The 19,272-nt window shown below is 51.9% G+C and carries 14 protein-coding genes; 7 read left to right on the forward strand and 7 right to left on the reverse strand.

Going from position 1 to position 19,272, the window contains the following annotated elements; genetic code table 11:
- Entirely contained in the window at positions 1 to 1,329 is a 1,329-nt protein-coding gene (locus HAV38_RS19175) for an ATP-binding protein (protein WP_245182464.1), read from the forward strand.
- Positions 1,319 to 1,855 (forward strand): response regulator transcription factor, encoded by a 537-nt coding sequence (locus HAV38_RS19180; protein WP_168057012.1) that lies wholly within the window; start codon positions 1,319 to 1,321, stop codon positions 1,853 to 1,855. Before HAV38_RS19175 ends, HAV38_RS19180 begins: the two co-directional genes overlap by 11 nt.
- A gap of 33 nt (positions 1,856 to 1,888) precedes the next feature.
- On the opposite strand, the gene HAV38_RS19185 is transcribed toward HAV38_RS19180, so the two are convergent.
- Positions 1,889 to 2,590 carry an SDR family NAD(P)-dependent oxidoreductase gene (locus tag HAV38_RS19185; protein WP_168057013.1) on the reverse strand — a complete coding sequence of 234 codons (702 nt, stop codon included), beginning with the start codon at positions 2,588 to 2,590 and terminating at the stop codon, positions 1,889 to 1,891.
- A 315-nt stretch (positions 2,591 to 2,905) separates the two neighbouring features.
- On the opposite strand from HAV38_RS19185, the gene HAV38_RS19190 reads away from it, so the two are divergent.
- The 3 genes from HAV38_RS19190 to HAV38_RS19200 all read left to right on the forward strand — a co-directional run bounded on the left by HAV38_RS19190 (position 2,906) and on the right by HAV38_RS19200 (position 7,473).
- Positions 2,906 to 3,766 (forward strand): fumarylacetoacetate hydrolase family protein, encoded by an 861-nt coding sequence (locus HAV38_RS19190; RefSeq protein WP_168057014.1) that lies wholly within the window; start codon positions 2,906 to 2,908, stop codon positions 3,764 to 3,766.
- A 672-nt stretch (positions 3,767 to 4,438) separates the two neighbouring features.
- Positions 4,439 to 5,797 carry a carbohydrate porin gene (locus HAV38_RS19195; protein ID WP_168057015.1) on the forward strand — a complete coding sequence of 453 codons (1,359 nt, stop codon included), beginning with the start codon at positions 4,439 to 4,441 and terminating at the stop codon, positions 5,795 to 5,797.
- An 11-nt stretch (positions 5,798 to 5,808) separates the two neighbouring features.
- Positions 5,809 to 7,473, forward strand: coding sequence for an NRAMP family divalent metal transporter (locus tag HAV38_RS19200; RefSeq protein WP_168057016.1), 1,665 nt, complete (start codon positions 5,809 to 5,811; stop codon positions 7,471 to 7,473).
- 267 nt (positions 7,474 to 7,740) lie between these two features.
- Here the strand turns inward: HAV38_RS19200 and HAV38_RS19205 are convergent, their stop codons facing one another.
- The 6 genes from HAV38_RS19205 to HAV38_RS19230 form a co-directional block, all read right to left on the reverse strand.
- A complete protein-coding gene (locus tag HAV38_RS19205; protein WP_168057017.1) occupies positions 7,741 to 9,630 on the reverse strand; it encodes a potassium transporter Kup in 1,890 nt (629 codons plus the stop codon).
- A gap of 409 nt (positions 9,631 to 10,039) precedes the next feature.
- A complete protein-coding gene (locus HAV38_RS19210) occupies positions 10,040 to 10,351 on the reverse strand; it encodes a PepSY domain-containing protein (protein ID WP_168057018.1) in 312 nt (103 codons plus the stop codon).
- 341 nt (positions 10,352 to 10,692) lie between these two features.
- The gene (locus tag HAV38_RS19215; RefSeq protein WP_168057019.1) at positions 10,693 to 11,208 is read right to left on the reverse strand and encodes a DedA family protein; all 516 of its coding nucleotides are present in this window, start codon (positions 11,206 to 11,208) and stop codon (positions 10,693 to 10,695) included.
- A complete protein-coding gene (locus HAV38_RS19220; protein ID WP_168057020.1) occupies positions 11,201 to 14,293 on the reverse strand; it encodes an efflux RND transporter permease subunit in 3,093 nt (1,030 codons plus the stop codon). Before HAV38_RS19220 ends, HAV38_RS19215 begins: the two co-directional genes overlap by 8 nt.
- Before the next feature lie 83 nt (positions 14,294 to 14,376).
- Complete coding sequence (locus HAV38_RS19225; RefSeq protein WP_168057021.1) at positions 14,377 to 15,483, reverse strand: efflux RND transporter periplasmic adaptor subunit; 1,107 nt, start codon at positions 15,481 to 15,483, stop codon at positions 14,377 to 14,379.
- Positions 15,480 to 16,814: a TolC family protein gene (locus HAV38_RS19230; protein ID WP_245182459.1), complete on the reverse strand. Its 1,335-nt coding sequence runs from the start codon at positions 16,812 to 16,814 to the stop codon at positions 15,480 to 15,482. The genes HAV38_RS19225 and HAV38_RS19230 overlap by 4 nt, the downstream gene beginning before the upstream one ends.
- A gap of 378 nt (positions 16,815 to 17,192) precedes the next feature.
- On the opposite strand from HAV38_RS19230, the gene HAV38_RS19235 reads away from it, so the two are divergent.
- Together HAV38_RS19235 and HAV38_RS19240 are read left to right on the forward strand one after the other, a co-directional pair.
- A complete protein-coding gene (locus HAV38_RS19235; RefSeq protein WP_168057023.1) occupies positions 17,193 to 17,855 on the forward strand; it encodes a response regulator in 663 nt (220 codons plus the stop codon).
- Positions 17,852 to 19,192 carry an ATP-binding protein gene (locus HAV38_RS19240; RefSeq protein ID WP_245182460.1) on the forward strand — a complete coding sequence of 447 codons (1,341 nt, stop codon included), beginning with the start codon at positions 17,852 to 17,854 and terminating at the stop codon, positions 19,190 to 19,192. Before HAV38_RS19235 ends, HAV38_RS19240 begins: the two co-directional genes overlap by 4 nt.
- The last annotated feature ends 80 nt before the right edge of the window (positions 19,193 to 19,272 follow it).

Below are 19,272 nucleotides of genomic sequence, written 5' to 3' on the forward strand. Positions count from 1 at the left end.
ATGGGAGCGACACCGAACCCAATTGAAGGCCGGGCTGAAGTAACGCGTTTTGAAAACGGCGCCGGGCGCAACAATATGTTGCAGCTGATCCAGTTGCGCTGGATTGCCGTCATCGGGCAGATTACCACCATTGCCATCGTTATCCTCGGCTTCGACATCGAGCTGCCACTGCCGCAAATGCTAGAGGTACTGGCATGTCTGATCGCATTCAACATTGCCAGCCATTTGCGCTGGCACGAAACACGCACAGTAAAAAATAGTGAATTATTTCTTGCGCTGCTAGTCGATGTGGGGACGTTGACTATCCAGTTACATCTTAGTGGTGGCACTACCAATCCGTTCGCATTTTTATTTCTTTTGCAAGTTATTCTCAGCGCCGTGTTACTTGAGGCCTGGTCAACCTGGACTATCGTTGCTATCACGATTGCGTGTCTGGCAGCTTTGTCGCTATTTTCCGCGCCCTTGACGTTGCCGCCACAGCATGGCAATGGGTTTTCTAATCTTTATGAAGAGGGAATGCTTATTTGCTTTGCGTTGATCGCGGCATTGCTGGTGATCTTTATCACGCGCATCAGTCGCAATCTGCGTTCTGGTTATGCTCAACTGTCCGACTTACGTCAACGCGCAGCAGAGGAAGATCACATCGTGCGGATGGGTTTGCTAGCCTCGGGTGCCGCGCATGAGTTGGGGACGCCGCTCGCGACCCTCTCGGTGATTCTTGGTGATTGGAAAAGAATGCCTGAGTTCAGCCAAAATGCGGAATTACTGGAGGAAATTAGTGAAATGCAGACGCAGTTAACGCGCTGCAAAACCATCGTAAGCGGCATTTTGCTGTCTGCTGGCGAGGCCCGCGGAGAGTCATCGGTAAAGACGACGATCAGCACTTTTTTAAATGATCTCGTCAAAGATTTTCGCGCCACCCGACCGGTCGTAACGTTTATATATAAAAATCATATTGAACACGATATGCCAGTGGTGTTTGATTCTGCACTTAAGCAAATGATTTGTAACGTGCTTGATAATGCGCTGGAGGCATCGCCGCAATGGGTGTGTCTGGAGGCAACGCGTGAAGCCGACGCATTAACGCTATTGGTAACCGATACGGGCCCCGGTTTTGTTCCCGGGATGTTATCGCATATCGGCAAACCTTATCAATCCAGTAAGGGGCGTCCGGGAGGTGGCCTGGGATTGTTCTTCGTCGTAAATGTTGCCCGAAAGTTAGGCGGCACCGTCGATGCCCGCAATCGGGAGGGCGGTGGCGCAGCGGTGCAGCTTACGCTGCCGCTTGCCGCGATCAGTCTGGAAGAGGTTGCCGAACATGTCCAATGAGCGTCTGTTATTGATCATCGAAGATGACGCTGCGTTTGCCCGAACTCTGGCACGCTCGTTTGAACGGCGTGGCTATACGGTGTTGGTGGCAGCCCATCTGACCGACGCCATCGAATTATTGCATCACAAATCGCCCGGTTACGCAGTAGTGGATCTGAAGCTCAGTAACAGCACGTCCGGCCTGGTCTGCGTGCAAATGCTGCATAAGCACGATCCTGCCATGTTGATTGTCGTGCTGACCGGCTTTGCCAGCCTCGCCACAGCGGTGGAAGCCATCAAGCTCGGCGCCTGCCAATACTTGGCCAAGCCGTCTAACACCGACGATATCGAAGCAGCCTTTGGGCATGTCGCAGGCAGTACGGACGTCGCATTGCCTAATCGGGTGACCTCTATTAAAACGCTTGAATGGGAACGTATCCATGAAGTATTGGTGGAGACAGACTTCAACATTTCTGAAACCGCGCGTCGCCTCGGGATGCATCGGCGCACTCTGGCGCGCAAATTGGAAAAGCAACGCATTAAATAACTTGTTTCTTCCTATCACCCTCTGCAAATAACGTCACCAGGGGAGTTTGCTTCCATTGTAGGAGTAAAACTGCCCCGTGTCGTCTGGCCTTAATTGATCAATGACACTCAGCATATCCGTGACCGCTACGTCCGGCGTGCGGCCAATCTGTGCTCCACGAAAAGGCTGGGACAAGCGGGAATTGACCGTTCCCGGATGAAGTGCAATTAACGCTACATTCGGCTTAGTTCTCTTAAGTTCGATGGCGGCAGTTTTTATAAACATGTTCAAGGCTGCCTTTGACGCCCGGTAGCTATACCATCCACCAAGGCGATTGTCCTCGATACTGCCGACTTTGGCAGACAGAATCGCCATCACCCCGCGTTCCCTATCCAGTAATTGGGAAAAATGGCGAATAAGTATTGCCGGGCCAAAGGCGTTTGCCCGGAACGTCTCCATCATTTGGTCGTATTGCAAATCGCCCAGCTTCTTTTCCGGCATGAATTTCGGCGTATGCAGCATTCCCGCCGCATTGATGATCAGATGGAACGGTCCCATGGACGATAGCGTATCGACGGCTTCTGCAATACTGCTTTCATCATCGAAATCAATAGCTGGTTGCGAATGACGATGCAAGGATTCGACCAGAGCGCAATGTGGTTCAGATTCCAGCGCAGCGACAAATGCTGATCCTAATGCACCCGAGCCACCAATGATAATGGCTTTAAAATTTGGTGGAAAGGACTGCATTTTCATGTGTGCTCCATAGGCCTGATACGTAGGTGGGGACTAGTACGAATATTGCTGAAAAGCGGTGAGTGCGTCTCACACTGAGGACGCAAAGAAGCAAGCCAGCCTCGAGTAAGTGTTTTACAACCCATGTAAATATAATAACAGCGTTATTAAAGTTGGGTGTCGGTCGAATAATTGAAACTAAGCAACGTTAATTAAGCTCACATTTAACCAGTATTCTGCTTTGCGATAAGCATCAGCCTCATTTAAGCTTCACTGTTTTTGTACATTAAACAAACGTAGACAAACTTTTTTGCGTCATCCAAACAGGAGATTATTTTGAAATTATTACGTCACGGTCAAAAGGGTCAGGAAAAACCAGCAGTGATGGATGCAAACGGTAAAATTCGCGATCTGTCATCGATCATTAGCGATATCAACCCGGAAGTATTGTCCCCGGCTAACCTGAAAAAATTACAGGCCATCGACCTGTCCACGTTGCCGGAGGTGCCAACGCCGGAGCGCTTTGGAACACCATTTACAGGCCTCGGTAAATTCATCTGCGTTGGACTCAATTATAGTGATCATGCGGCCGAATCCGGCTTGCCGGTTCCTGCCGAACCAGTGCTATTCAATAAATGGACCAGCTGTTTTGGCGGCCCTAACGATCCGATCGTTATGCCTAAAAATTCGGTCAAGACCGATTGGGAAGTTGAACTAGGCGTTATCATCGGCAGCAAAGCGCGTTACGTGACAATAGAAGATGCACTGCGTCACGTTGCTGGCTATACAGTGATTAACGACGTATCCGAGCGTGAATATCAAATTGAGCGCAGCGGCACGTGGGACAAGGGCAAAGGTTGTGATACTTTTGGACCGGTTGGCCCTTGGCTGGTCACAGCCGATGAGGTCGGCGATCCGCAAAATCTTTCCATGTGGCTAGACGTTAATGGCAAACGCTATCAGCACGGCAGCACCAGCACGATGGTTTTTAACGTCGCATTTTTGGTGCATTACATCAGTCAATTCACTACGCTTTACCCAGGTGACATTATCTCAACCGGCACGCCACCTGGCGTGGGTATGGGACAAAAGCCGCCGGTTTTCCTTAAGAACGGCGACGTCGTGAAGCTAGGTATCGAAAAACTGGGTGAGCAACAGCAAACTGTCCATACATGGAACGAAACTCTGCTCGACTAATAATCTGGCTGTCTCTGCGCTCGTGGACGCGTGGAGGTGCCGTTCCCGCCTGTTTTCGACTGGTTCTCGGCGCAGGACTGATCAAGCAGAAATTTACGTCACTAAGATTTGCACGGGCTGTTCAGAAACCGTAGCTCTCCCCGATAGTTGGTTCAGGCTTTAGATTCAGAAATAGGGTAGGAAGACACGCAATAAATGTAGGGCGCGATGTCGAATTGGGAGATTTTTTAGATAAGACGCAGTGGCGGGATTTCCACAATTTATAAAGCTTGACACAACTAAATTGCAGGATTAAAGTTTCGCTGTTTTCATTTTAAGGAGTCCCCGCGTGGGCGCTTGTTCAGATTATTGTAGTTGCCAAACATTCATTTTGGCTCTGTCCCGGTAAGATCACGCAAGAACTCTCTTGCCATCATCTTGCCGCAGGCGGATGGTGGTATCCCGATGTTGACGATACTCGTCGTCAACACTCTGTTTGGCCTCCACTACATATTATTGATTGCTGATTTTTCGATCTATTGGTCGCAGCTTCTGCATGACTCAGCTTTGATACTTCACCGGCATGTGTGATCGCCAGTGTGGATCGTGATGCGGCAAACGCCGCAGGCACGGCTTAGAGCTGCCTGAACAGACGCCCACGCTTGGTTCTTCACTACCATTGCTGAGGTTTCCATGTTTAAAAACCAGAAAAAAATTGTCATCGGATGCCTGTTTGGACCGGTTATTGGTCTGCCAATGATGGCGCACGCTCAAGAAGAAAAAAGTGCGTTAGAGCCAGAAAAAAATATCCCTCAGGAAATGTTGAATGCCAAATTTCAGACGACCTATATCTGGCAACGGAAACCATCATTAAATGCACCATACAGCGGTACCAACAGCCTCTTAACCGAGCGAGAAAAAGCTTACTCTCTTACCGCCACCGGGTATTTTGGTCTCCGGGCATGGGAAGGGGCAGAGCTTTATTTTGATCCGGAAATGGTTCAGGCCGTTCCCTTATCAAACCTGCGCGGTTTGGGAGGATTGACCAACAGCGAACAACAAAAAACCAGTGGAGCCAGTCCAACATTTTATCGGGCACGTTTGTTCCTGAGACAGACGTTTGGTTTTGGTGGCGGCAGCGATACCGTAGAGTCGGGGCCGAACCAACTTGCCGGCATGGCAGATAAGCGGCGTCTCGTTGTCACCTTGGGCAATGTGGGAGTTATCGATATTTTCGATAACAACGCCTATGCCCATGACGCTCGGACCCAGTTCACCAACTGGACATTTCTAACCCACGGCGCGTTCGATTATGTCGGCGACGCGCGGGGTTACACCTGGGGTGCTGCGGCAGAATATTACTATGATGACTGGGTGGTGCGCGCTGGGCGATTCATGGGTCCGGATGAATCAAACGGATTGCGCCTTGATACACGTCTGACCCAGCACTACGGGGATCAGGTCGAAGTAGAGCACGCACACCTCATCGCCGGTCAAGTTGGGAAGGTCAAATTATTAGCTTTTCGCAACCGGGAAGTCATGGGAGGTTTCGGCGACGCGATAGCATATGCGCGCCTAAATGGCGGTACACCGGACGTAGCCAACGTGCGCAAAGAAAGTGCCAAACTTGGTTATGGCATCAGCCTGGAACAAAGCCTTCGATCCGATGTAGGGCTGTTTGCCCGCGCTAGCTGGGCCGACGGCAAAACCGAGACCTATTCATTCACCGAGATAGAAAATTCGATCTCTACCGGCGTAGTGGTAAAAGGTGAACGTTGGGGCAGGGCAAAAGATACCTTTGGCCTGGCTGTGGCCCAAAACGGTCTTAACAAGACGCATCGTGATTATCTGGCGCTGGGAGGGTTAGGGGCATTCATCGGTGACGGCAAAATCAATTATCGGCCGGAAAGGATCATCGAAGCTTATTACAACATGAACGTCTTCCAGCAAACCTCTGTGATGGTCGGATTTCAGCACATTGTTAATCCTGCTTACAACGCCGATCGCGGCCCGGTGAACGTTGTCACGCTACGCGCTCATACTGAATTCTGAGGAGAACACCCATGTCCAGCAACCCAACTTTATCGATAGTTCCTGCTGAACGCGGTGCCGCGCTGGATGCCGAGCACGTCGGTGACATTCACGGCGCTTTTGGATCGATCAGTGCCAACGATCATGCGCCCCGCCATACTTTATGGAGTAAGGTAAAAACCTTGCTTGCGATTATGGGGCCCGGCCTGATTGTCATGGTCGGCGATAATGATGCCGGTGCCTTTGGCACCTATACACAAGCAGGTCAGAACTACGGCACCACTTTGTTGTGGACGCTACTGATGCTGGTGCCCGTGCTGTATATCAATCAGGAAATGGTGCTGCGCCTGGGGGCGGTCACCGGCGTGGGGCACGCGCGTTTGATCTTTGAGCGATTCGGCAAGTTCTGGGGTGCCTTCAGCGTGATTGATTTATTCATCCTCAATGCGCTGACCATCGTCACTGAATTCATCGGCATTAGCCTTGGACTTGATTATTTGGGGGTCTCCAAAATGTGGGGACTGGCAGCGGCAGCCATCATCATCATGGCGGTGGCGACCACGGGTAATTTTCGCAGGTTTGAACGGTTTGCCATGCTGCTCGTTCTCGGCAGTTTGTTCATTGTGCCGGTGGTGATCATGATCCATCCTCCTATGGGCCAGATTGCACATAACTTCTTGATACCAGGCCTGCCAGTCGGCAGCAAGCTCAGTGAAGTGATGCTGTTGATCATCGCCATTGTCGGTACTACTGTCGCGCCGTGGCAATTATTTTTTCAGCAAAGTTATGTCATCGACAAACGCATTACGCCGCGCTTTATTAAGTATGAGCGCATTGACTTATGGCTCGGCATCATCATTGTGGTGGTTGGTGCGGTGGCGATGATGGCTTTTTGCGCGCAGACCTTTGGAGGAAAACCAGAGTTCGGTAATTTCGTGGATGCCGGAGCGGTCGCCAGCGGTATTGAAAAATATTATGGTCGCCTGCCGGGCATCCTGTTTGCGGTGGCGTTAATTGACGCCAGCATTATTGGCGCATCCGCGGTTTCGTTGTCGACGGCATATGCACTGGGAGATGTCCTGGCATTAAAACATTCATTACATCGCAAGGCCAGTGACGCGAAGGGTTTTTACGCGGTCTACTGTGGTCTGATCGCCGTCGCGGCGGCATTGGTGTTGACACCGGGTGTACCGTTAGGCTTGTTGACCAATTTGGTACAGACGCTTGCTGGTGTGTTGCTTCCTAGCGCAACCGTGTTTCTGCTGCTGCTTTGCAATGACAAAGATGTGCTGGGTCCTTGGGTGAACTCACGGCTGGTAAATTATTTGGCCGGTGCCGTTGTTGCAGTGCTGGTAATGATGTCGATAATCCTTACCGCATCGGTTTTATTTCCGAATATTACGGAAGTGCAGATTCTGTGGATTTTGGCGATAGGTGTGCTGGCGACGGTTTTGTCGGCAGTTGGAGTGAAATGGGTTGAACGCGGGCGCGGAACCAACAACGTTGCGAACGTCGCGATCAGCAAGACCTTGCGTGATACGTGGCGCATGCCACCGATCAGCGAACTCCCGCCAGCGAAAATTAGCTTGCTCAATCGGCTCTGGATGATTGTGCTACGTGGTTATCTGGTAGTGGCAGCCGGCATGTTGATTTTTAAGATGGTCCAACTTGCCATTGGCCGAACCACCGGAGTCTAAACGCTTTAGTAATAAGGCACATTGCCCCCCGAATATCCACTGCGTCGCAAGCTCCATCGATAAACTGACCTGCTGTCGGCTTTTGGGGGACGGTCAGTTGCCATGTTCCTGGTTGTCCTTAATAGAATACAGTGGGCGGTTGAATGCCGGTCGAATTTGTCTTTGGTTACAGGGGATAGATGCATTTTTTCTAGGTTGAGAAAGTCTGTGAATGCTGCGTCTAATTGAAATGCAGGGCACTTCAATCTCCGTGAATCTCACCCGCAATCAAATCGCGATCTGTCGCCCGATCAAAATGACGCTGTCTTTAGGCAACCGAAAGAAATCGCTGACATGCATCGAATTGCGCTCCATCAGCGCAAAAACACTTTGTTCCCACGCTGCAAGTCCTTGACCGTCTTCGCGCGGGACCACCTCGATATGGCCCACATAATAGACAGCATCGTCAAAATCCAGCTGATTATTTTGGCGCGAAGCCTGCTGCAACAACGCAGGAATATCAGCCTTCTCCATAAAGCCGAATCGCGCCGTTGCGCACCAGAAATGGGGCTGCACCTCGGTGACCGCCATACGTTCCGATTCTTTAATCCAGGGTATGGACTCCGTCATGGCGTTCACCACGAACAGATTTTCATGCAACGCCCGGTTGTGCTTGACATCCCAAATCATCACCGCCGGTGTACCGCTACTGGTTCTGGATAGAAATACACCAGTGCCGGGTACTCGGGGAATGTTCTGAGACTTGATCGAAGTCATGAACGCATCAATCGGAACCGTCTGTTGATCGAGGTTTTGAATCACTGCGCTGGACCCGCGATGCCATATCAACATCGCCCCATAGACCAGGCTCGCCAGCAATAGCGGGACATAACCGCCATCGGCAACCTTAGAGAGATTGGCGAGGAAAAAGGCTGCGTCGATACAGATAAAAGCGCCCGCAAAAACACCGCTCCTGAGCAATCCCCATCCCCAGATATCGCGCATCGCGATGAAAAGTAATCCGGACGTGAGCAACATGGTCGCTGCGACTGCAATACCGTAAGCAGAAGCCAAATTATCAGACTTGCGGAATGCGAGCGTTAGCGCAACCGTCACGATCATCAGGAGCCAATTGACCACGCCCACATAAATTTGGCCATAGCCTTCTTCTGACGTTTGCCTGATCCGCAATCTGGGTAGCCACCCCAACTGAATTGCCTGGCGAGTCATCGAAAATGCGCCGGTAATAATCGATTGGCTGGCGATGATGGTCGCGATTGTGGCGAGGACTACAAACGGAATCAATAGAAAATCAGGGCATAGCCTAAAGAAAATATTATCGGTCGTTGGGGTACCCTCAAGCACCATGGCGGTCTGACCGCCATAGTTCAGCAGAAGGCTGGGCAGCACCACGCCCGACCAGGCGAAGCGAATCGGGCGTGAGCCAAAATGACCCATGTCGGCATAAAGCGCTTCCGCTCCGGTGACACAGAGAAAAACGCCACCCAAAATCAGAAAGCTCGTATAACCGTTCGAAAAAAGGTAACGTACACCGTAGAGCGGGTTCAAGGCTACCAGCACCGCAGGATGGCGCGAAATGCCGATGATCCCTAGCACTGCAATCGCAACAAACCATAGCAGCATGATGGGGCCAAAGGTTTTACCGATACGCGCGGTGCCAAGCGGCTGGATCGCGAATAAAACAATAAGTATCGCTACTGCAGCCGGCAATATATAAGGCTCGACTGCCGGCGTGGCGATTTTGAGTCCTTCGAGCGCGGAGAGGACCGAAATGGCTGGCGTAATTGCGCCGTCTCCATAGATCAGTGCGGCGCCGAACAGTCCCAACGCCACGATGACGGGCCGCTGATGCTTTTTTACGCCAAGCAAGGACATCAAGGCAAGAATGCCGCCTTCGCCATCATTGTCGATGCTCATCGCAAATGTGACATATTTGACCGAAGTGATAATAATCAGCGTCCAGACGATGAGCGAAAGTACGCCAAGCACAACATCATGAGTCGGCGCGCCGCCGGTCATTCCTAGCACCGTCTTGAGCGTATACAACGGACTTGTACCAATGTCGCCGAAAACAATACCCAGTGCGGATAAGCCTAAAGCGGACAAGCCTGATTTGGGAGGTGAAATATTGGAATCGTTTTGTGGGGTTTCGTTCATAGCGTCAAATTCTTCTTTTAAGAAATGGCCAGTTCAACTAGATACCCCAACGGTCTAATCGTAAACGAGCAATTCATCACGTGCTGCGTGGCAAAAAAGATTTGTGCAGTGTGCTAAATCGCTGGCCCCAAATTTCCCGTAAGTAGCGCTTAATAGTTATAGAGGATGGGCATAACGCAGTGTCAATAACAGCTTGAATAGATATTCTAATAATAAATCAATTTATTGCGTTATTTCGCTTGAGTGACAACAGCAAGAACAGTGAGAACAGCAAGAACAGTGAGAACAACAAGAACAGTGAGAGCGGTGCTTTCATGGCACCGAGCCCACCAGAAGTCGGTGGGCACTTTATGCTTTTAAGCAGAGGCCATTCCTTCTGAGAAAGAAACAGGTTGTATGAGCCTACAGATTAGTCTGGATTCGGGCCTTCGGGAGCATTTTCCAGCAACTTGCCGGTCTTCGCGTCGATTCCGACTTCTTGTGTGACCTTGCCATTCTTAATGTCAAAAGAATAGCGCAGATTGCTGCCTCCTTTCTCCTTTTCCAACTCCTCGTCAGTAATTTTTCCGGGATAGGTCTTAAGGGCAATAGCGCGCGCCTGTTCGATGGTGATTTTGGTTTCACCGGCCAAATTCTGACCGGTGTAGGCGAGTGCATTGACCGCGGCCACGCTCAGTACTAGGCCTATAGATGCTATGGCGTGTTTCTTAAATGATGACATGATGGAACTCCTGGCGAATGATTGATATCCGAAAGGCGCATTCGTGCCTACCGTAATGCTTAAGTTACGCCGTAAAAGTTAGCGCATAATTAGCGCCCGTCTGGACTTGATTTGATGGCCGTGGGGATTGAGCATCGAGAACAAAATTTGATTGAATGTTGATAGATTTGAGATTCCTCTAACAGCAAAAGGGATGCAAGCGAGACGAGATTTTTCATGATAAGTTTTAGAAAAATTGACCGCGTCCGAACCTTCTGGTCCTCCGGCAGAACCAGGACAACCTGCCGCAACTGGCCGTTCTGCGCGACCGGGAGCACTACGGTTTGCGTGCCCGCCGGGAGTTAATCGGAAATTGCCGATGCGCTGGGGAAACTGAGCGTAGTGGCGAGCGTGAAAAGATGCCATGGTCGTAGTAATTTCTCCTCATGAAGCGCGTCATACCAGAGCGTGGCGCTGCCCTGATGGACAAAATCTTCCAGCAGATAATCAGACCGCCGCAGTATTAGTATCATCCGGGACTTAGGTCGGGTCAGATCGAAAGCAACCTTGAGTGAAGCTCTTCTTTTGACGGGCACGACTGGGCGTGCCGGCGCGAAGAACCGTGCGAACAAAATCCTTTTGCCACCGTGTCGTTGCAAAAATTGTTCTCCGCGATCAATCATGGCGACGCTGACAAATTGCCAGGTTCTGATGCGCTTGTCATAGTAACGACCCACTTCGTAACTCAGCCCGTCGCCAGCCACGGCGCCAAGTGCCGCGATAACCAGCGTGAGCCAAACATTAGATGCCCGGTGCCAACCAACGCACCCGCCATAAACATCACGATCCCTGCTGGGACAAACGTGCCAATTACGCATGGCGGGCAATTCCGAATTGCCCGAAGCGTAGCGAGAGTGTGGGAAGCACAATCAGATTGAGTAACGTGGATGTCACTAATCCGCCGAGAATAACTATCGCCATGGGTCCTTCGATTTCGTTGCCGGGCTCTCCGCTCGATAGCGCCAAGGGCAACAACGCTAAAGCGGTGACCAATGCAGTCATCAGGATGGGGATCAAGCGCTCAGCAGCGCCTTGCACTGCGGTCTCAAGATTCCAGGGCCTTCCTTCTACATGGACCAGATTTTCGTAATGACTGATGAGCATGATCGAATTACGCAGAGAAATGCCAAATAGTGTAACGAAACCGACCATGCTACCAATAGTAAGCCTGCCGCCAGTCAGCGCGACGATCAACACGCCGCCGACTAAAGCGAAGGGCAGATTTGCTAACACCAGCGCCACCCCCCGTTGACTCTTGAGCGCCATGAACAGCAGTAGCACGATGCCGAACCCGGCCATTGCGCCATAGACCAAAAGATCTCGCTGCGACTGAATCCGAGCCGCATCTTCACCAGAAAACAGCGCATAGGTTCCCGCAGGCATGACGATATCCCGGTTGACGCGGGTCTGGGCCGCGCTGACGAAATCACTGATAGCGCGTCCTGCTACATTGATTGAGACGGTTTGCATACGCTGGCCGCTGTTATGCGTAATCTGATAGCGCCCTGAGGTTTGAACGATACTCGCCAGGGCAGATAGTGGCACCATCATGCCATCCAGATTGCGCAGCGGCAGCGCACCGATCTGGCTGATATTCGCTCGTGCGCCAGGGCTTAGCATCACCGCTATATCGAATATTCGGTTGTCTTGATACGCTTGCGCGACGGATATCCCTTGGTAGGCGCTTTGGATGGCATCCAATACGTCCACTGGCTTAAACCCCCACCGGCTCAACTGTTCTAATTTTAGCTTTACCGTCAGCGCTGGCGCACCTGGCGGTGCCTCCAGACGCACGTTCGCCGCGCCAGGAATTGTCCTGACTAGCTGGGCTATTTCTTGGGCCTTTCTGTCAATGACATCAAGGTTATCGCCGAACACATTGATCACCACCGGTGCGGTATTACCGGAAATTGTCTCGTTAATGCGCTCGGTCAGAAAAGTGTTGACGGAACTGGAGATTCCCGGAAATTTGGCTAACGTGGAAAGGATCCCTTGTAAGGTAATATTTTGTTCGCGTCCGCTCATCGGCTTAAGATCGATCTCAAATTCACTGCTATTTACGCCGGTAGGGTCGACCACTTCGCTGGCCCGACCCGTATGCTGCGCGACCATGCGAACCCCGGGAACGTCCATCAGCGCCTTGGAGATTGCCGTCCCAATGCGCATCGACTCGGTCAGCGACGAGCCGGGTGCCAACACCATATGAGCGATGTAGTGCCCCTCCTTGAGCTCAGGAATGAAGTTGCTGCTAAAAAATGGCAAGGTCGCCAGAGCACCGATTGACATGATTCCAATAACGACAATGATCAGGCGAGAGCGACGTTCAACAGCCGACAGGAGGCCAATATAGCACCCCTTAATTGACGTTATGAGCCGCGGCTCTTTGGCGTCAGGAAGGGCGGAATTCAGCAAAGCCAGCGCCATTGCCGGCGTCACTGTTAGTGCCACACCCAGCGAGGCTAATACCGCCAGAATGTAAGCCATGCCGAGTGGCGCGAATAGTTTGCCACTCACCCCGGACAACGATAAGATCGGCAGAAACATCAGAACCACAATAAAAGTTGCATACACGACCGCGCTGCGCACCTCAATCGAGGCGCGCAAGACAACTTTGAACGCCGGTAACGGTTGCGGCAGATGACGATTTTGCCGCAATCTTCTTAGTATGTTCTCCACATCAATAATGGCGTCGTCGACAACTTCGCCCAGCGCAATGGCCAGCCCGCCCAAGGTCATGGTGTTGAGCGTGACGTTAAAGGCATGCAACACGATCACTGCGACCAAGAGCGAAAGCGGGATCGCTACAGCGGAAATAATGGCCGTTCTGATATTTTGGAGGAATAGGAACAGTACAATAACCACTAATGCTGCGCCGATCAACAAAGCGGTGCGTAAATGATTGATCGCGGCATCCACAAAACTTGCCGGGCGGAATATGTCGGCATGCAATTCAATACCTTGCCTGGCGAGTATGGGCTTCAACGCAGCCAATTTATCTTCCAGCGCCTTCGTCACGGACTGTGTATTGGTGCCGTACTGACTCTCCAGCATGAGGAGCACGCCCGGTCTTCCCAGAATGGATGCCGCCCCTACCGCTGGCGCTGCTGCAAAGGTGACGGTAGCAACGTCGCCCAGGCGTATGCCGACACCGTTACGCCATTTTAAAAGGACGCCAGCCAGAGCTTCCGGTGTTGCGGCCTGGCCGTCGGTATTGAGTACGATACGTTGATTAGTATTCTCGACGAAGCCAGCGCCGCGCACGCCAGTAGAAGACCGGGCTGCAGTGACCACATCCTGAATCGACAGACCGTAACGTGTCAGCTTTTGAGGATCGATCTGGATTTGCAGCTGCCGGACATCACCCCCAAATACAATCGCGTCAGCAACGCCAGAAATACTCAACAGTTGCGGCCTTACTGTCCATTGGGCTGCGTCGGTTACTGCCATCAACGGCTGGGTGTTGGAGGTCAAACCAATGACGAGGGCGTTACTGGTCGCCGTTGTCAGGGGCAATAATTTGGGTGCCTGCACGCCCTGTGGCAGGGTAGCTGCAACCACGTATACGCGCTCGCTCACCAGTTGACGCGCTTGATAAAGGCTCGAATTATCGCTAAATACAAGCGTTACGACAGACAATCCTTGCAGTGACTTTGAGCGCATGGACTGTATGCCCAAGGTGCCATTCAAGGCGTTTTCTATCGGCTGTGTGACTAGTGTTTCGACCTGTTCGCTGGAAAGGCCGGGCGCCTCGGTCTGGACCACTGCCATCGGGGGAGCGAACTCGGGAAATACATCAAGCTTTGCGTGGGTCAGGGTATAGAACCCATAGGCTGCGACAATGATAGCCAACGAAAAAATAACCCCGCGGAAGCGGAGCGAAAAACGGACGATTGCATTTAGCATGGGCAATAGTTTTTAGATGGTGTAGTGACAGTGGCGCAGTGACAGCGGATTTGTAAAGGTGGCACGTCGCGTAGATCCATTCGTCAGTCATCACATTCCGGTGGGTCCTTGCATTGCTGAGCGGCAATACCTTGCGGACGTAGTTCTTCGGAAAGCAATAACTGCGCGCCACTGATCACAACTTCATCGCCCCTATGAAAACCTTCGGTCGCGACGCGTACGCGCTGCGTTGTCGACGCTACAGGTACCAGCCGCCGCGTAAAGTGATCGATAGTGGTCTTGATGTAGGCCCATGATTGCCCGCCGTACCAAACGATTGCCGTATCAGGGATACTAAAACCGGGTGCTGTTGATTTATTTTTTTCGCGTAACGGCACATGGGCCAGGGTATGTGTGCCAACCGGTAGAACGCTATCGGCGAAGTACAAATACGAATCGCCCTGCATTGCAGGATCAACTACCGGTGATGGCGATAATTTGTTAGCGACGATCATCTGGTCATCGCTGCCCTCTATCGTTATCTGCTCGGGCGCGGGTGTTACGCCGCCGACGGGCAGCGTGACCCGCACTACAGTGGCATGCCCGTTGAGCAAACGGTCTGAAAGCGCGGAGTGGGGCGCCACTACCGCAGTCGCGAGCGCATTGCCGTATTGCTGGCGCAACGCGCTATCGAGACCGCCCAAGGTCGCCTCAACGGCCTGCAATTTGGCCTCATCTGTTTGCTTTATCACTTGGGCGTCCTGGAGGCTCTTCTCGGATACGTTGCGATCATCCAGAAACAAGACATGGGTCCGGTTATATTGCAGTCGCGAAGCGTCGGCATGCGCGCGCGCGCTCTCACGCTCGGCCCGCGCTACGGCATGACGATTGCGCAAGTCGAACAACGGTTGCAGATCAACGACTGTGGCGTAGGCTGTGACTTCTGGGTGGTCCGTTGCCACCGTAACCGGTTGTGTGATGATCTGACTGGCGCGCTGGGCGGCAACGCTTACCGTCACCACTGTTTCCCCATTTATAACTTGGACGCGCTGCAGGTCCTGAGATGGTGGGGTAGCCGTGAACGTAGCAGGGGCGGTAGCAGGGGCGGCAACAGGGGCGGCAACAGGGGCGCGCATTGTGCGATAGCCATACCATCCAGCCCCGGACAGCAGCGCGGCGACAACGGCAAGTATTATTATTTTGGTCTTCATCGTGAGATTTCTTCTTGGGTGTCTACCCGATTAAGGAGATTCGGCAAATTCGTCACTACAAAAGGTCGTTGCATTGCGTCCTCCAACGCACCGACTGCTCGCTGTACCGCCACCACACCATTGAGGTGATCGATCTGGCTGAGATCAAAATCTGCCTGATACCGGGTCAACGTCAGACGGTCGATAGCGCCGATACGAAAACTGTTTGTCTGGTTTTTTAGCTGTTTCTGCGCAAGAGCGAGGCGCGTGGAGGATAAATTCAAAGCCTCTAGACTGGTTTCATAACCGCCCAGCGCATGGTCGAGCGCGTTAATGATCGTGTCTTGCAGTGCGACGGTTCTGGCTGCCGCCTCGGTGCGTTTCGCCTCTGCCAGCGCAATTCCTCCCTGATTTTGATCGAAGAGTGGCAGCGTAATGCCGGGTATGCCTAAGCCAAATTTGTTGGTGCCGACGTCATAGGTATAGCCCAGACCGATATGAAGATCCGGATATTGTTTGGCGATTTCAAGTTGCAGTGCCGCCTGCGTGGCCTCATATTCCGCCAGTGAACTTTGCAGGTCTGCGCGACTATAAATCGCCATCCGACGTACTTCAAACGAAGAAGGGACTGTAACAGTGAGCGCAAATTCGTCAAAATCCAGTTGTATGGACGACAAAGCGCTCAGGGGAAGACCGATCACGTTTGCCAGTTGCGTACTCGCGTCTTTCAATGCTCCCTGCGCGGTGATCAAATCGTTTTGTGCTTGTGTCAGGGCAATTTCTACCAGATGTACGTCCGGCCCCGATGCATCGCCAACTGCCAGGCGCTTCTGCGTCATAGCGAATATCTGCTGTTGTGCAGTGACTTTTTGCGTGAGAAATGTAATCCGCTCACGTGCGTCATACATGCTGAGCGTTGCATCGCGCACCTGGCTCCGCACTTTCCATGTTGCCGTCGCGATGTTCAAACGCGCCGCATCGGACAGGCGTGCGCTTTGATCTACCCGGTAACCGCGTTTGTGCGCGGTTTCAATCGGGATATCGAGCGCCAGGCCGGTCGTATACGGGCGACCTGTTCCTGCCGCGTTGGCGCTGTATTCAAACGGTAGTTGTAATACCGGATTTGGTATGGCACGCGCGACATCAACCCCTGCTTTAGCAGTTCCCCATTGCGCCCGTGCGATATCCAACGCCGGACTGTAATAGAACGCGGCAAGCGTGAGCATGTCACGGTTCCAGCGGTGCAGCGGCCAGGCTAATGTGTTATCGCCTGACTGCTTGAGAAGATAGGCGTGCAACGCGTCACTATCTAGCGACCGCGCTTCAAAAGTTGCTGCTAGTGCCGCTGGCATGATTGGCCGGGGTTGATAAGTCGCGCAACCAGCGAGAAAAACACAAATTAGGCTAGCGAAAGTAATGTTTTTTTGCATATTTTTTGATTAATCGTCGTATTACTCAACGCTGACGCCAGCCTTTATGTAAATAAATAACCAATACAAATTTACAACTGTGGACATACTATCCTGACATAGATGAAGTTTTGCTTAAGGCTGCGGTATTCGAGAGTAGATCACGCAAGACGTACCTGCCTGTAGTGCCGTCTCTTAAGCAAGTTTTAAGCGAAAGTGATCTAATCTCGTCCATACTCCTCCATAACACCCTAATGGATACGATTTGGCTATGTGAGAAAATCCGGGGTTGATGGGTCCCGCTAAAAGGTAAAAAACACGATGCGTTTATTGTTGGCGGAAGACGACTTTTTGATCGGGCAGGGATTGCAACAAGGACTGCGCCAGGAAGGCTTTACGGTGGACTGGGTGCAGGATGGCAACGCAGCTGGGCTGGCGTTGGAGACTACGCCTTACGCAGCGTTATTACTCGATCTCGGCTTGCCACGACAAGACGGCATGACACTGCTTAAAACGTTACGGCAACGCGATAACCCTATGGCAGTAATCATCATCACTGCGCGCGACGCGTTAGCGGACAGACTCCATGGTTTAGACAGCGGGGCAGATGACTACCTAGTGAAACCCTTTGCGTTAGAAGAACTTGTTTCACGGATTCGCGCGGTGAGCCGCCGCCAGACCAAAAATGTACAGCCTGAACTTGCCGCGGGCGCCTTGCGACTTGACCCCATCCGCCATCTTGTTTGGTTGCGAGATGAAGTCATCTCGGTCTCTCCTAAAGAATTCGCATTACTGTATGCGTTGATGTGGGAACCAGACGCCGTCGTTTCACGCGAACAGCTTGAGGATCGCCTATATGGATGGGACGAAGAAATTTCCAGCAACGCGGTAGAAGTTCATATCTATAACCTGCGTAAAAAAATTGGCGCTGAAGTCATTCGGACAATCCGTGGCGTCGGATATCGGATTGGAGACGACGCGTGAAGTCGCTTCGCCGTCGGCTGTTGCTGTGGCTGCTGCCAGCTACTTTCCTGATTGGTGTATTGGCCAGCGTGGGAACCTACTGGGGTGCGTTGATTGAATTAAGTGATTTGCTCAACGATCAAATGCGGTATATCACCGAACAAATTAATGTGGACGGCGAAGGTAAGGTATCTCTCCAGCCCCCGTCAAAACGTATGATGGACCCTTTCGCTGAAGACAATAGTGACGAAGTGCTTCTACAGGTGTGGCGTAACGGAAAAGTGGAATACACCACGAATTCCTCCCTGATTTTGCCGCCGCCAGAGAAATCCGGATTACACGACGTTCTGGCAGGCGACCAGATTTGGCATACGATGTCAAGTCAGCGGGGCGATCGATGGGTGCGGGTTGCACAAGCCAGAGACACGCGCTGGGAGGCGCTGGCAAAGGTATCTGTGCATCTTTTATGGCCAGTAATATCGCTGATTCCAATCGTAGCGTTATTTCTGTGGTACGGCATCGGTTATGGATTAAAGCCATTGCGGCAAATCAAGAACGAGTTGGATCGACGTCACGCCAATAGTATGGAACCTATTGATGCTGTATCAGTACCAAGCGAACTTGCGCCTTTTGCAGGGGCCGTGAATAATTTACTATTGCGCTTAGAGCAGGCTTTCACGATGCAAAAGAATTTTATAGGGGACGCTGCCCATGAATTGCGCACGCCTATTATGGGATTGCGCATTCAGGCCCAACTGGCAGAGCGCGCCACCAATGACGAAGAGCGAAAAACCGCACAAATTCAACTACAAACAGGGATTGATCGACTAGCCCACATAGCCGGGCAATTGCTGGCACTAGCCAGACTCGATCCTCATGAAAATATCGCGCCGCAGCCGGTTGAGCTGGCCGCATTATGCAAGTCGGTGATTATCGATCAGGCCCGCCTGGCAGATATTAAACACATTGACTTGGGGTTGGCTGAGCAAACGCCTGTTCAAATACAGGGAAATATCGATAATCTCCGGATTTTACTTAACAACCTGGTGGATAACGCGATTCGTTACGCTGGCCTCGGAGCGCGCGTTGATATTTCTGTGCGCCAAACATCGCAGGGCGTCGTGTTGGAAGTTTGCGACGATGGTCCAGGCATTCCGGAAGCGGAACGAGCACATGTTACAGAACGATTTTATCGGGGCGGTAATTCCGTCGAATCTGGCAGCGGATTGGGACTGTCTATCGTCAAACGCATTGCTGACCAACACGGCGCACGGGTATTGCTGGGTCCCGGCCCACACAGCAGAGGACTTAACGTTCAGGTGTGGTTTCCACTTGATACCATGGCAGACGCAGTATAAAAAATATTACTCCCTCCGATATGCGTTGAATATTAATGCCGACATCGATTAATCAGAATAGTTTAAGTTTTTATTTTTAT

Origin of the sequence: Glaciimonas immobilis, assembly GCF_011947285.1 — a bacterium.
GTDB lineage: Bacteria > Pseudomonadota > Gammaproteobacteria > Burkholderiales > Burkholderiaceae_D > Glaciimonas > Glaciimonas immobilis.